This is a genomic window from Streptomyces yamdrokensis, assembly GCF_053890455.1.
Genome location: NZ_CM132679.1, coordinates 4,820,086 through 4,833,776, shown reverse-complemented (window position 1 = coordinate 4,833,776; position 13,691 = coordinate 4,820,086). Strand labels below are relative to the sequence as shown.

General features: G+C 73.0%; 14 protein-coding genes. 5 read left to right on the top strand and 9 right to left on the bottom strand.

Annotation, left to right across the window (positions count from 1 at the left end):
- Positions 1-89 precede the first annotated feature (89 nt).
- Together ACWZEH_RS21605 and ACWZEH_RS21600 are read right to left on the bottom strand one after the other, a co-directional pair.
- Positions 90-1,466 carry a metallophosphoesterase gene (locus ACWZEH_RS21605; RefSeq protein ID WP_456192765.1) on the bottom strand — a complete coding sequence of 459 codons (1,377 nt, stop codon included), beginning with the start codon at positions 1,464-1,466 and terminating at the stop codon, positions 90-92.
- 24 nt (positions 1,467-1,490) lie between these two features.
- Entirely contained in the window at positions 1,491-1,739 is a 249-nt protein-coding gene (locus ACWZEH_RS21600) for an SCO4848 family membrane protein (RefSeq protein ID WP_456192764.1), read from the bottom strand.
- Positions 1,740-1,911: 172 nt separating this feature from the next.
- Between ACWZEH_RS21600 and ACWZEH_RS21595 the strand changes: the two genes are divergently transcribed.
- Positions 1,912-3,258 (top strand): D-alanyl-D-alanine carboxypeptidase family protein, encoded by a 1,347-nt coding sequence (locus ACWZEH_RS21595; protein WP_456192763.1) that lies wholly within the window; start codon positions 1,912-1,914, stop codon positions 3,256-3,258.
- On the opposite strand, the gene ACWZEH_RS21590 is transcribed toward ACWZEH_RS21595, so the two are convergent.
- A complete protein-coding gene (locus tag ACWZEH_RS21590; RefSeq protein ID WP_456192762.1) occupies positions 3,206-4,123 on the bottom strand; it encodes a YihY/virulence factor BrkB family protein in 918 nt (305 codons plus the stop codon). The genes ACWZEH_RS21595 and ACWZEH_RS21590 overlap by 53 nt on opposite strands.
- A 125-nt stretch (positions 4,124-4,248) precedes the next feature.
- On the opposite strand from ACWZEH_RS21590, the gene ACWZEH_RS21585 reads away from it, so the two are divergent.
- A complete protein-coding gene (locus tag ACWZEH_RS21585; protein ID WP_456192761.1) occupies positions 4,249-5,046 on the top strand; it encodes a decaprenylphospho-beta-D-erythro-pentofuranosid-2-ulose 2-reductase in 798 nt (265 codons plus the stop codon).
- Between the two features lie 162 nt (positions 5,047-5,208).
- On the opposite strand, the gene ACWZEH_RS21580 is transcribed toward ACWZEH_RS21585, so the two are convergent.
- A complete protein-coding gene (locus ACWZEH_RS21580) occupies positions 5,209-5,787 on the bottom strand; it encodes a 2'-5' RNA ligase family protein (protein WP_456192760.1) in 579 nt (192 codons plus the stop codon).
- 252 nt (positions 5,788-6,039) lie between these two features.
- Positions 6,040-7,053 (bottom strand): tryptophan--tRNA ligase, encoded by a 1,014-nt coding sequence (trpS, locus tag ACWZEH_RS21575; protein ID WP_456192759.1) that lies wholly within the window; start codon positions 7,051-7,053, stop codon positions 6,040-6,042.
- A 377-nt stretch (positions 7,054-7,430) separates the two neighbouring features.
- On the opposite strand from trpS, the gene ACWZEH_RS21570 reads away from it, so the two are divergent.
- A complete protein-coding gene (locus ACWZEH_RS21570; protein ID WP_456192758.1) occupies positions 7,431-7,766 on the top strand; it encodes a hypothetical protein in 336 nt (111 codons plus the stop codon).
- Positions 7,767-7,781: 15 nt separating this feature from the next.
- Here ACWZEH_RS21570 and ACWZEH_RS21565 read toward each other — a convergent pair whose 3' ends face one another.
- From ACWZEH_RS21565 to pdxR, 4 genes are all read right to left on the bottom strand, one after another.
- Complete coding sequence (locus ACWZEH_RS21565; RefSeq protein WP_456192757.1) at positions 7,782-9,230, bottom strand: glycine hydroxymethyltransferase; 1,449 nt, start codon at positions 9,228-9,230, stop codon at positions 7,782-7,784.
- Positions 9,231-9,537: 307 nt separating this feature from the next.
- Positions 9,538-10,761, bottom strand: a complete 1,224-nt coding sequence (locus ACWZEH_RS21560; RefSeq protein WP_456192756.1) for a glutathionylspermidine synthase family protein — start codon at positions 10,759-10,761, stop codon at positions 9,538-9,540.
- A 35-nt stretch (positions 10,762-10,796) separates the two neighbouring features.
- Positions 10,797-11,192, bottom strand: coding sequence for a hypothetical protein (locus ACWZEH_RS21555; protein ID WP_456192755.1), 396 nt, complete (start codon positions 11,190-11,192; stop codon positions 10,797-10,799).
- Between the two features lie 204 nt (positions 11,193-11,396).
- A complete protein-coding gene (gene pdxR / locus ACWZEH_RS21550; protein WP_456192754.1) occupies positions 11,397-12,764 on the bottom strand; it encodes a MocR-like pyridoxine biosynthesis transcription factor PdxR in 1,368 nt (455 codons plus the stop codon).
- 47 nt (positions 12,765-12,811) lie between these two features.
- Between pdxR and ACWZEH_RS21545 the strand changes: the two genes are divergently transcribed.
- Positions 12,812-13,357 carry a carboxymuconolactone decarboxylase family protein gene (locus ACWZEH_RS21545; protein ID WP_456192753.1) on the top strand — a complete coding sequence of 182 codons (546 nt, stop codon included), beginning with the start codon at positions 12,812-12,814 and terminating at the stop codon, positions 13,355-13,357.
- Complete coding sequence (locus ACWZEH_RS21540) at positions 13,354-13,551, top strand: hypothetical protein (protein ID WP_456192752.1); 198 nt, start codon at positions 13,354-13,356, stop codon at positions 13,549-13,551. Before ACWZEH_RS21545 ends, ACWZEH_RS21540 begins: the two co-directional genes overlap by 4 nt.
- Positions 13,552-13,691 lie beyond the last annotated feature (140 nt).

The following is a 13,691-nucleotide window of genomic DNA, read 5'->3' as shown; positions in this document are numbered from 1 at the left end:
GCGCGGAACGGTCCTGGGCCGCGGAGTCCGGGGCACCGGGCCGTACCGCGGGGGCCCGGGGTGGCACCCGGGCCCCCGCGGCGGGGCCGTCAGGTCTGCTTCGACGCCAGTTCGATCACCGTGATGTCCGACGGCGCGCCGATCCGGGTCGGCGGGCCCCAGGCGCCTGCGCCGCGGCTGACGTACAGCTGGGTGTCGCCGTAGTGGTCCAGGCCCGCGAGGGTCGGGTTGGCGGCGGCGGCGAGGTAGCTGGCGGGCCAGAGCTGGCCGCCGTGGGTGTGGCCGGAGAGCTGGAGGTCGACACCGTGGTCGACGGCCTCGTGGACCATCACCGGCTGGTGGGCGAGAAGCACGCAGGCGCGGGCCCGGTCCCGGTCGCCGAGCGCACGTGCGTAGTCGGGCCCCTGGCCCTCGTCCTCGCCGGCCAGGTCGTTCACGCCGGCGAGGTCGAAGTGCGGGAGGTGCGTGCGCGCGTTCTCCAGCGGGTTCAGGCCGAGTCGGCGCACCTCGTCGACCCACTCCTCGGCACCGGAGAAGTACTCGTGGTTCCCGGTGACGAAGAAGGAGCCGTGCCGTGCCCTCAGCTGCGCCAGCGGGGCCGCGGCCGGACCGAGTTCCTTGACCGTGCCGTCCACCAGGTCGCCGACGACGGCGATCAGGTCGGGCTGGGTCGAGTTGATCGTGTCGACGACCTTCTGCGCGAAGCCCCGGCCGAGGACCGGCCCCAGGTGGATGTCGCTGACCACGGCGATCCGGTAACCGTGCGCCGCGCGGGGCAGCTTGGCGAGCGGCACGGTGACCCGCTTCACCTTCGGCCCGCGCACCGTGCCGTACGTGCCGTACCCGACCGTTCCGACGGCCGCCGCGGCGGCGGCCCCGGCGACCACCCGGGAGACGAACAGCCGCCGGGAGGGACCGGCGGGCTCCACCGGGGTGGTGGGCTCCTCCGGCGCGTCAGGAGCGTCGGAGACGGGCGCGGAGGTCGCGGTCCCGGTCGTCCCGGGGACGTCCGCGTCCGCCGGCCGCGATGTCGCCGGTGCCGGTGTTCCCGGTGCCGTCGCGGCCGGTGCGGCAGCGGTGGCCGTCGCGCCCGCCGGTGCCGGCGTCGGCTCCTGGTTCGGCGGGGCGGCCGCCGTGCGCCGTGCCCGGCGCTCCAGGACCCGGCGCAGCACCGGGCGGACGGCATCGCCCACGAGCACCGCGAGGAGGAGGTAGAGGCACAGGGCCAGCCAGAGGTAACCGGGCCAGGCCAGGACCTGCTTGAGCCGGAACGGGACATCGCTGCGTGTGGCGAAGAACGCCGCGAAGGTCACCGCCCAGCCTCCGGCGATCACCACCACGCCGATGCGGCGCACGGTGCCCGGGGCCCGGGTCGTGTCACGGAACAGACGGCGCCACAGGTACCAGTTGCCCGTCACCAGGACGGACAGGACCAGCAGGGCGATGAGTACGAAGGCTATGGCCACGGTGCGGTGTTCCCCAGTTTTCCGTTACGACGTCCGTGACGCCCGGCTCAGTGCGCGCAGACCGCGCAACCCGATGCCCCCGATGACCGTCCCCCATACGAAGGAGACGGCGGCCAGCAGCAGATGGACCCAGAAGTACGCCGTCGGCTCGCCGTCGTCGAAGGCCAGCCCGCTGCCGTCCTTGACCAGGTTCCTGACGAAAGTGATCCAGATGATCCAGCTCCACACCCCGAAGACGAGCAGGAACCAGGAGACGGGGCGGCTGAGTTTCACCAGATCTGACCTTTCATCGCAACACCGGGCGCCCGGATTCGGCCAGGGCCCCGGGGGGTGTCCCCCGGGTGGGCACGGCATGGGTCCAGTATCACCGGCCGGTGTCCGGTTCCGTTCGCGGGGTGGGGAGGGAGGGGGGACTTCCTCAGGCACTGCATGTACGTTTCCGACCGTGCCTGCACCCAAAAACCCCATCCGGCGCTCACTGTTGGTCACTTCCGCCATATTGGTGTCCACCGCGCTGACCGCTCCCGTCGCCCTCGCGGCCCCGGGCCCGTCGTCCACCCCCTCGTCCAGGCCCTCGGCTTCGTCCAAGCCCTCGGCGGACCCGTCGAAGGGGTCCAAGGCCGTTCCTCCGGCCGAGATGTCGACGGTGGGCGGCGCCCGGCTCGGGCAGGCGGGGACCCAGGTCAACCTCGCGAGCGGCGTGCCCGTGCTGCCGAAGGACCTGTCGGCCCGGTCCTGGATCGTCGCCGACGCGGAGTCCGGCGAGGTGCTCGCCGCGCACAACGCGCACTGGCGGCTGGCCCCGGCGAGCACCCTGAAGATGCTGTTCGCCGACACCCTGCTGCCGAAGTGGCCCGGTTCGACGAAGCACAGGGTCGAGTCCTCCGACCTGGCCGGCATCGGTCCGGGCTCCAGCATGGTCGGGATCAAGGAGGACGAGACGTACACCGTCCACGACCTGTGGCTCGGCGTCTTCCTCCGTTCCGGCAACGACGCGGTCAGGGTGCTGTCCGCCATGAACGAGGGCCTCGAGAACACCGTCGAGGAGATGAACGAGCACGCCGAGGAGCTCCAGGCCCTCGACACGGTCGTGATGAGCCCCGACGGCTACGACGCCGAGGGCCAGGTGTCGTCCGCGTACGACCTGACCCTGATAGCCCGCTCCGGGCTGCAGAAGAAGGACTTCCGGGAGTACGCCTCGACGGTCCGCGCGGACTTCCCCGGTGAGACGAAGAAGAACAAGAAGGGCAAGAAGGTCCGCGGGTCCTTCGAGATCCAGAACACCAACCGGCTGCTGTCCGGCGACTACGACGTGCCCGTCTACAAGGGCATCGCCGGAGTGAAGAACGGCAACACCACCAACGCGGGCGCCACCTTCACCGGGGTCGCCGAGCAGGACGGCAGGGTCCTGCTCGTCACCGTGATGAATCCGCAGAAGAAGGAGAGCAACGGGGTCTACAAGGAGACCGCGCGGCTGTTCGACTGGGGGTTCAAGGCGGTCGGCAAGGTCGATCCGGTGGGTGAGCTGGTGCCGCCCAGGAGCGCCGTGCGGGCCGATGCCCGGCCGGGCGCCGGCGCCTCCCCCGGTGAGGCGGGCGGCGCGGGCGAAGGGGTGCCCGGCGCCGTGGGCACCCGGCCGGTGGCGAGCGCCGCGGCCGGGAGCGGGGCCGGTGGCGTCGGGACCGCGCTCGCCGTCACGGGCGGGGTGCTGGTACTGCTCGCGGGCGGGGCGTTCCTGGTCAACCGCCGCTGGCCGCTGCCGGATCTGGTGCGCCGCCGGCCGCGTCCGTGACCTGCCCGTCCCCCTCCTCCTTGTTCTGCGTCGCTGTCCAGGCGGCGCAGAACACGATCAGTTTCATGGTGAGGTTGATCCACAGCAGCAGGGCGACCGGAACGCCGAACGCGCCGTACATGCTCTTCGCTGCGACGCCCTGCACATAGCCACTGAGCAGCAGTTTCAGCAGTTCGAAGCCGACCGCGCCGATGAGCGCGGCCACGACCAGACGGCGGCGGGCGGGTTCGACGCCGGGCAGTGGCGCCAGGACGTACAGCAGGAGCAGGAAGTCGGCGCCCACGGCGACGGCGAAGGCCGCGATCCGCAGCACGATCCCGCCCCAGCCGCCCTTCTCCAGCCCGATGGCGTCACTGATCCGGTCGACCGCCGTCGAGGCGACCATGGAGGCGGCCAGGGTGACCAGGACCGCGCCGCCGAGCCCGACGAGGATGCCCGCGTCCTTGGCCTTGCGCAGGAGGGGGTTCTCCTCCGGTTCGGGCAGCTCCCACACCGCGCGCAGGCACTCGCGCGTCGATCCGGCCCAGCTGATGCCGGTGAACAGCAGGGCGGCACCGGCGATGAGACCGATGGTGCCGGCGTTGTCCGCCAGGCCGGCGATGTCCAGCTGGTCGGAGATACCGGGCACCTGCTCGGCGATCTTCTCCTGGAGGGCGTCCTGCTGCTCCTGGCTGAGCATGGCGGCGCCGACCACCGCGACGACGGTGAGCAGCGGGAACAGCGCGACGAAGCTGGTGAACGTCATCGCGGCGGCCAGCCGCGTCCAGGCCACCCGTTCCATCCGCTCGTACGAACGCCACGCGTGCGTGAGCATCAGCCGCGTGGCCCACGGGCCGACGACCGGGAGTCTCTTCAGCCAGTCCATGAACCGCCTCTGCCCCCGCCGGGGAAGTCCCATGTCCGGAACGACATCCCATTAATCACCCGTTCCGGGGAGTGGAGCGAGGTTTCAAAACTAATCACCCATACAGGGGCGATACGGTCACCGACATGCCTGATGACACCGTCTCCCCCACGGGATGGGGCCGCGTGGCTCCCGCCGCGGCCCGGCTGCCCCGGTCCCTGCTCGTCCTCGGCGGTACGTCCGAGATCGCGCTGGCCACCGCGCGCCGGCTGATCGCCCGCCGCACCCGCGCGGTGTGGCTGGCGGGCCGGCCCTCCCCCGCGCTGGACCGGGCCGCGGAGCAGCTGCGCCGCCTGGGCGCTCAGGTGCGCACCGTCGCCTTCGACGCCCTGGACCACGCCTCCCACGAGAGCGTCCTCGGCAAGGTCTTCGCGGAGGGTGACATCGACATGGTGCTGCTCGCCTTCGGCACCCTCGGCGACCAGGCCCACGACGAGCGGTCGCCCCGGGCCGCCGTCCGGGTCGCGCAGACCAACTACACCGGCGCGGTCTCCTCGGGCCTCGTGTGCGCCGGCGCCCTCCAGAACCAGGGGCACGGCTCCCTGGTGGTGCTGTCGTCCGTCGCCGGGGAGCGGGCCCGCCGCGCGGACTTCATCTACGGCTCCAGCAAGGCCGGCCTGGACACCTTCGCCCAGGGCCTCGGCGACGCGCTGTACGGCACGGGTGTGCACGTCATGGTCGTACGTCCCGGCTTCGTCCGTACCCGGACGACCGCCGCGCTGCCCGAGGCGCCGCTCGCCACCACCCCGGAGGCGGTCGCGACGGCGGTGGAGCTGGGGCTGCGCCGCCGCGCGGAGACGGTGTGGGTGCCGGGCGGACTGCGCGTGGTGATGTCGGCGCTGCGGCACCTGCCCCGGGCGGTGTTCCGGCGGCTGCCGCTCTGACGCCCGAGCGCCGGGTCCTGCCGTCGCATACCCGTCGTCCGCCCGCAGGGCGCCCCTCGCGGCGAGTGGGGCCCCTGCTCGAAGAACGAAGAACTCGGGGGAGCGTGCATGGCGTCGCGAGGCGGGCGGGAACGTGACGACAGGGCCCGGGAGGGCCGGAGGTCAGTACGCGGTGACGGAACCGCGGTCGGCACGGCCGGACTGCGGGGGCACCGCCGGCGAGCCGAACGGGAAGTCCCGCAGCTTGCGCCACACCGCGTCGGCGCCCTGTTCGTAGAGCGCGAAGCCGGTGCAGGGCCACCGCGCCTCGTAGTCGGCGAGCTCCTCGAAGGCGCGGTCCATCGCCGCCTCCTCTATGCCGTGCGCCACGGTGACGTGCGGATGGTACGGGAACTGCAGCTCACGCGCGACGGGGCCGGACGCGTCGCGCACCTGCTTCTGCAGCCAGGTGCAGGCCTCGGCGCCCTCCACGATCCGGACGAACACGACCGGCGACAGGGGCCGGAAGGTGCCGGTGCCGAAGAGCCGCATGAGGAACGGGCGGCCGGTCGCGGCGACCTCGCTCAGATGCGTCTCGACGGCCGCCAGGTCGCCCTCGTCGACCTCCGTCGGCGGCAACAGGGTGACATGCGTGGGGATACCGTGAGCAGCGGCGTCGCCGAAGCCCGCGCGCAGCTGCTGAAGCCGGCTGCCGTGAGGCTCCGGGACCGCGATCGACACACCGATCGTTACGGTCCCCACGTCGTCTCCTTCGTTTCCGTCGTTCGGTCCTTGTGGCGGTGCCGGCCCCGGGTGGTGGCACCGCCCCGGCCTGTTCGGTGCGCGGCGGGTGGCCGCCGGAGCGGCCGCCCTCGTACCGACTGTACGACCACGGCCCGCTCCCGGGCAGGCGCAGCCGGAGTGATGTACGGCGCTCAGCCGGTGGTACGGATCGGCACCGGCCCCGCGTTCACTCCCGCGGTGGTCGCCGCGGGAGCCCCGGCCCGGGCCGGGTCAGTGCTTGGCGGGCAGGAAGCCCACCCGTTCGTAGGCCAGGGCGAGGGTCTCCGCGGCGACGGCGCGGGCCTTCTCCGCGCCCTTGGCCAGGATCGAGTCGAGCGTCTCGGGGTCGTCGAGGTACTGCTGGGTGCGCTCCCTGAACGGGGTCACGAACTCCACCATGATCTCGGCGAGGTCCGTCTTCAGCGCCCCGTAGCCCTTGCCCGCGTAACGCTCCTCCAACTCGGTGATGCCCGCTCCGGTGAGGGTCGAGTACACGGTCAGGAGGTTGCTGACCCCCGGCTTGTTCCCGACGTCGTAGCGGATCACGGTGTCGGTGTCGGTGACCGCGCTCTTCACCTTCTTGGCGGTGGCCTTCGGGTCGTCGAGGAGGTTGATGAGGCCCTTCGGCGTGGACGCCGACTTGCTCATCTTGATCGTCGGGTCCTGGAGGTCGTAGATCTTCGCCGTCTCCTTGAGGATGTACGGCTTGGGGACGGTGAAGGTCGGACCGAACCGGGTGTTGAAGCGGTCGGCGAGGTCACGGGTGAGCTCGATGTGCTGGCGCTGGTCCTCGCCCACCGGCACCTCGTGTGCCTGGTAGAGCAGGATGTCGGCGACCTGGAGGACCGGGTACGTGAACAGGCCGACGGAGGCGCGGTCGGCGCCCTGCCTGGCGGACTTGTCCTTGAACTGCGTCATGCGGGAGGCCTCGCCGAAGCCGGTGAGGCAGTTCATGATCCAGGCGAGCTGGGCGTGCTCGGGGACGTGGCTCTGGACGAAGAGCGTGCAGCGCTCCGGGTCGAGCCCGGCGGCCAGCAGCTGGGCGGCGGCGAGCCGGGTGTTGGCGCGCAGCTCGGCCGGGTCCTGCGGAACCGTGATCGCGTGCAGGTCGACGACCATGTAGAACGCGTCGTGGGTCTCCTGCAGGGCCACCCACTGGCGCACGGCGCCGAGGTAGTTGCCGAGGTGGAACGAGCCTGCGGTGGGCTGGATTCCGGAGAGCACGCGAGGACTGTCAGGGGCCATGCTCATCATTCTCTCAGGCCTCGGGGAGCGATCGGGCACTGGTCCTGAGCGGGCGGGTTCCGATCCGTGCGCGGGGGTGCGACAAGGGGGTGGGGCGAGAGGGGCGCCGGGGGCCGCGGCGGACGGTGCGCCGTCCGCCGGCGAGCCGGACGTGGCGGTGGTCGTGTGGTCCGGCGGCGGGCGCGCCGCGTCCCGGCACGCCGGGGAGGCCGGTTTCGACCGGGTGCGGAGCCTGCTGGAGCCGACGCACGCGGGCACCGAGCGGGTCCCGGACACGCCTGGACGCAGGGTCGCCGTCCCCCGGTGCGGTTCACCGTGCTGCGGGGGCCGGCCGGGGCCCGGGGCCGGCCGCGGACGCGGCGGGCCCCGGCGGCGACGTGGCGGTGCCGCGCGAGGACCGGTTCCTCGTGGCCGGGGACGGCACACCGTGGACGCGCACGGATCCGGCGCCGGACGTCACGGACGACGACATCCTCCGGCGCCGTGCGCCGCGACGGGTCCACGACCGGCTGGAGGACGACGGCTTCCTCGGCGAGGAGCCGGAGCCCGCCGCTTTCGGCGGCGACGGTGCGCGGGCCGGGGGGGTGGTGTGGTGGGCCGGCCGCGGAGCTCGCGGCGGGGCCGCCAGGACCCTGTTGACACGCCGCGGGGCGGTCCGCCGCCGTGGCGGACCGCCCCGCGGGGAGCCGCGTCAGGAGCCGATCGGCATCTGAGGGCCGTCGGCGCCGTCAGCCGAGGTCGATCTCCGGGTACAGCGGGAAGCCGGCCACCAGGTCGGTCGCGCGGTGGGAGATCTCGTCCGCGGTCTTCGCGTCGAGGACGTGGGCCGCCTTGGAGGGGGCGCCGGACTTGGTGGTGCCGGCCTCGGTGGTGGTCAGGACCCGGTCGATCAGGCCCGCGACCTCGTCCATCTCGGCGGTGCCCAGGCCGCGCGTGGTCAGCGCGGGGGTGCCGATGCGGATGCCGGAGGTGTACCAGGCGCCGTTCGGGTCGGCCGGGATGGCGTTGCGGTTGGTGACGATGCCGGAGTCGAGCAGGGCGGCCTCGGCCTGGCGGCCGGTGAGGCCGTAGGAGGACGCCACGTCGATCAGGTTCAGGTGGTTGTCCGTGCCGCCGGTCACCAGGGTGGCACCGCGGCGCGTCAGACCGTCGGCGAGGGCACGCGAGTTGTCCACGATGCGCTGGGCGTAGTCCTGGAAGGAGGGCTGCCGGGCCTCCGCCAGGGCGACCGCCTTGGCGGCCATGACGTGCGGGAGCGGGCCGCCCAGGACCATCGGGCAGCCGCGGTCGACCTGGTCCTTGAGGGAGTCGTCGCACAGGACCATGCCGCCGCGCGGGCCGCGCAGCGACTTGTGGGTGGTGGTGGTGACGATCTGGGCGTGCGGGACCGGGTCGAAGTCGCCGGTGAGGACCTTGCCGGCGACGAGGCCGGCGAAGTGCGCCATGTCGACCATGAGCGTGGCCCCGACCTCGTCGGCGATCTCGCGCATGATCCGGAAGTTCACCAGACGGGGGTACGCGGAGTACCCGGCGACGATGATCAGCGGCTTGAACTCGCGGGCGGACGCGCGCAGCGCCTCGTAGTCGATCAGGCCGGTGGCCGGGTCGGTGCCGTAGGAGCGCTGGTCGAACATCTTGCCGGAGATGTTCGGGCGGAAGCCGTGGGTGAGGTGACCACCGGCGTCCAGGGACATGCCGAGCATGCGCTGGTTGCCGAAGGCGCGCCGCAGTTCGGCCCAGTCGGCGTCGGAGAGGTCGTTGACCTGGCGGACGCCGGTCTTCTCCAGGAAGGGCACTTCGACGCGGGCACCGAGGACGGCCCAGAAGGCGACGAGGTTGGCGTCGATGCCCGAGTGCGGCTGGACGTAGGCGTGGCGGGCGCCGAAGAGCTCCTTGGCGTGCTCGGCGGCCAGCGACTCGACGGTGTCGACATTGCGGCAGCCGGCGTAGAAGCGGCGGCCGATGGTGCCCTCGGCGTACTTGTCGCTGAACCAGTTGCCCATGGCCAGGAGGGTGGCGGGCGAGGCGTAGTTCTCGGAGGCGATCAGCTTGAGCATCTCGCGCTGGTCGGCGACCTCCTGGCCGATGGCGTCGGCGACGCGCGGCTCGACGGCACGGATCACGTCGAGGGCGGAGCGGAAGGCGGTGGAAGCGGTGGAGAGGGGCTCGGCGGGCATGAGGGACCTCCGGACGTGGCGTTCGGCGTTCACGGCATGGCCCAGGCGCACGGCACTCGGCCGGTCCCGGCGGGTCACGGGTCCGGGGGCCGCTTCCCGATGGTCGGTCCCATCCCAGCACGCCAGTCACGGCCCGCCGGTCAGCCTACCGGGCGGCACGGGGTGCCGTGGTGGGGCGTCCGCCATGCGAGCGGGCGCGTCCGCCCGGCGGCTGCGGGCTGCGGGGTCGGGGTGGCTGGTCGCACGGTTGGTTCCCCGCGCCCCTTGAAGGGCCCGCGGCCCTCCGAGGCGTCGGATCAGGGGGCGCTCACAGGATCACGTGCGGGAGGAAGCGGGCGTACTCGTCGGTGATCAGGCCCGACGACTCGCGGATGCCGAGGCCGGCGGACTCGTCCCCGACGGTCCAGGCGCCGAGGACGACGTGGTTGCCGTCGAAGTCCGGCAGCGGGGCGAGCTGCTGGTAGCAGCAGGGTTCGTCACGGACCACGGGGGCGCTGCCCGGCGGGTGGACCGTCACCCCGGCGCCCTCGCGGCCGAGCAGCGGCTTGGCCACGTAGCCGGTGGACGACGCCAGGTCGCGGGGGCCGTCGAGATGGGCCGGGAGGAGGTTGGGGTGGCCCGGGTAGAGCTCCCAGAGGATCGCCAGCAGGGCCTTGTTGCTCAGCAGCATCTTCCAGGCGGGCTCGATCCACAGGGTGCTGCCGGTGCCGCCGCCGTTGTCGAGGGTGTCGAGGACGTGGCCGGCGAAGCGGTCGGTGGTGAGCCATTCCCAGGGGTACAGCTTGAAGATGCTGCGGATGAACCGGAGGTTGTTGTCGACGAAGCGGCCGGAGAGCCGGTCCCAGCCGATCTCCTCCACGGTGAGCCACTCGGTGTCGAGGCCCGCCTGCTCGGCGGTCTCCTTGAGGTAGGCGACGGTCATGAGGTCCTCGCCGAGCACGTCGTCCCAGGAGTGGGCGAAGTACAGCGGGCTGCCGGGCGGGAGGAGCCCGGCCTGCTTCCGCCAGGCGTCGACGAGGCGTTCGTGCAGGGAGTTCCACTGGTCGGCGCCGGGGAACCGTTCCTCCATCCAGAACCACTGGGGCGAGGCGGCCTCCACCAGGGAGGTGGGGGTGTCGGCGTTGTACTCCAGCAGCTTCGCGGGGCCGGTGCCGTCGTAGCGGAGGTCGAAACGGCCGTAGACGGAGGGGAGCTCGGCCCGCCGGTGCCAGGCCTCGGCGACCGCGCCGGCGACCCGCGGGTCGGTGATGCCGAGGTCGGCGAAGCGGCCGGTGGTGACGATGTGGCCGGCGGCCGCGAGACACATGCGGTGCAGTTCCTCGACAACCTCCTCCAGCGCCTCGACCTCGTCCATGGCGAAGACGTAGTACGCGCTCTCGTCCCAGTACGGAACCCAGGCGTCGTCGGGGACGGGGATTCCCGCCGCCCGGTCGGCCTCGAGCGGCTTGGGCAGGGTGAGGGGGTAGATCAGGCCCTGCTCCTCGACGGTCCGCTGCCAGCCGGGGCGGGGTTCGATGGTGCGGCGTTCCACGGGTGAGCCCTTCGCTCCTTGACTCGGCCGGGTCCTCAGCCGCCCCTCTTGCCGGAGGACGAGCCGAAACCGCCCCGGTCGACGGCCTCGCTCCGGCTGAAGGTGCCGTCCTCGGCCCGGCTGCCGCTGACATCGGCGTCGTAGTACCAGTCGGCGTCGACACGCTGCGCCGAACCGGCCCTGCCGCCCTTGCCGACGGAACCGGAGGCCGTCGTGCAGTTCTTGTCGGCGACGATCTTGTAGCCGTTGACGTGGTCGTAGCTGTCCCGGTCCACGCAGCGGCGGTCAGGATCGGAGCTGCACGCGGACAGGGCCGCCGCGAGGACCCCCATGCTGCCGAGCATCACCGTGCCGGACCGCAGCCGCCGCCGTGCCTGAGCCCCCTGCGCCGTCTTCTGCTGGGCCGTCTTCTGGGCTGTGCTCTGCGCCATCTTCTCCGCTCCCCCGTGTGTGCCGTGTAACCGCTGCCGGTCCGTCATGCTCCCCGGCTCGCGGCGGACAGCCTAGGCGCCGACCGGCGGGCGTGGGCAGGGGGCCCTTGAACGCGGGCTCGACCGGCCCCGGTTCCGGGGCCTTTGGGAGGGTGTGCGTGCTTGGCGCGGCCGCCCGTCGCGAAGGACCGACGGGCACACCCCTCAGGGAAGAGCCCGGCACAAGGCGTCCAGGGTCGCCGCCCAGGCGTGGTCCGGCGGGGTGCCGTAGCCGACGACCAGGGCGTCCAGGGGGGTGACTTCGGCGGCGGGGTGGCGGAAGTGCGCCAGGCCCTTGACCGCGAGGCCCTGCCAGGCGGCCGCCCGGACGACCGACTGCTCGGTGCCCGGCGGAAGTCGGAGCACCGCGTGCAGCCCGGCCGCGATGCCCGTGACCCGGACGCCGGGCGCCCGCTCGGCGAGGGCGTCGACCAGGGCGTCGCGGCGACGCCGGTAGCGCAGCCGTGCGGCGCGCACGTGCCGGTCGTGGGCGCCGGAGGTGAGGAAATCGGCGAAGGTGAGCTGTTCGAGGACGCCGACGGAACGGACCGCGCCGTGCTCGACGACCTCCGGCAGCAGGGACGGGGGCAGCACCATCCAGCCCAGACGGAGACCGGGGGCGAGGGACTTGCTGACGGTACCGAGGTGGACCACGTGGTCGGGGTCCAGATCCTGGATCGCCCCGACGGGCTGGCGGTCGTACCGGAACTCGCTGTCGTAGTCGTCCTCCAGGATCAGGCCACCGGTGCGGCGGGCCCAGTCGATGACGGCCGCCCGGCGCTCCGGGCGCAGGACACCGCCCAGGGGGAACTGGTGGGCGGGATTGAGCAGCACCGCGGCGGCGTCGCCGGGGTCGGCGTCGGCGGGGACCGGAGTGGTGCGCAGGCCGGTGCGTTCGATCAGGTCGCGGTGTTCGGCGAGGCCGTAGGACTCCACGGCGAGGGTGCGGGCGCCACGGGCGCGCAGGATGTCGCAGAGCAGGTGGAGGCCGTGGGCGAACCCGGAGCAGATGACGATGCGTTCGGGGTCGGCGCGCACGCCCCGTACGCGGGCCAGGTGGTCCGCGAGGGCGGTACGCAGTTCGGGGCGGCCCCGCGCGTCGCCGTAGCCGAGGGCGTCGTGGGGGGCGGCCGCCAGGGCCCGGCGGGAGGCCCTGAGCCACTCGGCGCGCGGGAAGGAGGCGAGGTCGGGGGTGCCGGGGGTGAGGTCGTACCGCAGCCGCCCGGACGGGCGTTGCGGGGCGGGCCGCCGGGCGGGCGGCCGGGGCACCGCACGGTCGGCGACCCGGGTCCCGGAGCCCTGCCGTGCGGTCAGCCGGCCCTCGGCGACCAGATCGGCGTAGGCCTCGGCGACCGTGTTGCGGGCGATGCCCAGGTCGGCGGCGAGGGCGCGGGAGGAGGGCAGCCGGGTGCCGGGGGCGAGCCGGCCGCTGCGGACCGCTTCGCGCAGGGCCTCGGTCAGGCCGCGGCGCAGACCGGGACCGGCCGGTTCCAGGTGGAGGTCGATACCGGAAGTGGCCCATGGTTTCGCCATGCGAATGGACCATACTCCTGGGCTGCCTCGCTCCTACGCTCGTAGCCATGACGACGACCACGACCACGAACGACGGCACCGCGACGGCAGCCACCGGCGGCGGAGGTACGGCCACGGGGTACGCGCCCGAGGAGGCCCCCCGACTGGACTGGACCGCACTCGCCCCCGACGTCTACAAGGCGATGGTGCGGCTCGACGCGGCGTCGCGTGAGGGGGTCGACCCGAAACTGCTCGAGCTGGTGAAGATCCGGGCCTCCCAGCTCAACCACTGCGCCTTCTGCCTGGACATGCACTCCAAGGACGCGCTCGCGGCGGGCGAGAGCGTGGAGCGGATCGTGCAGCTCGCCGCCTGGGAGGAGTCGCGCCACTTCTACACCGGGAAGGAACTGGCGGCGATCGAGCTGACCGAGGCCGTGACGGTCCTGACCGACGGGTTCGTGCCGGACGAGGTCTACGGGAAGGCCGCCCGGTTCTTCGACGAGCCGGAGCTGGCGCGGTTGATCGCCGCGATCACGGTGATCAACGCCTGGAACCGGTTCGGCGTGACGTGCCGGTTGACGCCGGGTCACTACACGCCGGGCCGGTCACGGTGACAGCGCGTACCACGCTCCCGGCCGACGACGTCCGGTCCGCGCCGCGGGCCCTGGGCGCCGCCGCCGGGCAGGGGGCGGGCGAGAGGCAGCTCGATCCACCGGGCGCCTGGAAGGAGACCGCCCGGCGCTTCGACGCCGACGGGCCGGCCGCCTCCTGGCGCCGGTCGCCACCGTCGGCAGCTGGAACCGGCTGACGGTCGGCCGGCGGATTCCTCCGGGGAGTACCGGGTGGTGACCAAGGCCGGACGGTCGGCCCGGGCCTGCGACGCCGGACCGCACGGGCACTGGCCGGCATCGCGGCCGGACTCGCCCCTGGAGGGCCTCCGGTGCTGTG

Coding starts and splice junctions, on each gene's coding strand:
- ACWZEH_RS21555 (WP_456192755.1), bottom strand. CDS start 11,192: ATGGCGCAGAGCACAGCCCAGAAGACGGCCCAGCAGAAGACGGCGCAG.
- ACWZEH_RS21565 (WP_456192757.1), bottom strand. CDS start 9,230: ATGCCCGCCGAGCCCCTCTCCACCGCTTCCACCGCCTTCCGCTCCGCC.
- ACWZEH_RS21545 (WP_456192753.1), top strand. CDS start 12,812: ATGACGACGACCACGACCACGAACGACGGCACCGCGACGGCAGCCACC.
- ACWZEH_RS21590 (WP_456192762.1), bottom strand. CDS start 4,123: ATGGACTGGCTGAAGAGACTCCCGGTCGTCGGCCCGTGGGCCACGCGG.
- pdxR (WP_456192754.1), bottom strand. CDS start 12,764: ATGGCGAAACCATGGGCCACTTCCGGTATCGACCTCCACCTGGAACCG.
- ACWZEH_RS21585 (WP_456192761.1), top strand. CDS start 4,249: ATGCCTGATGACACCGTCTCCCCCACGGGATGGGGCCGCGTGGCTCCC.
- trpS (WP_456192759.1), bottom strand. CDS start 7,053: ATGGCCCCTGACAGTCCTCGCGTGCTCTCCGGAATCCAGCCCACCGCA.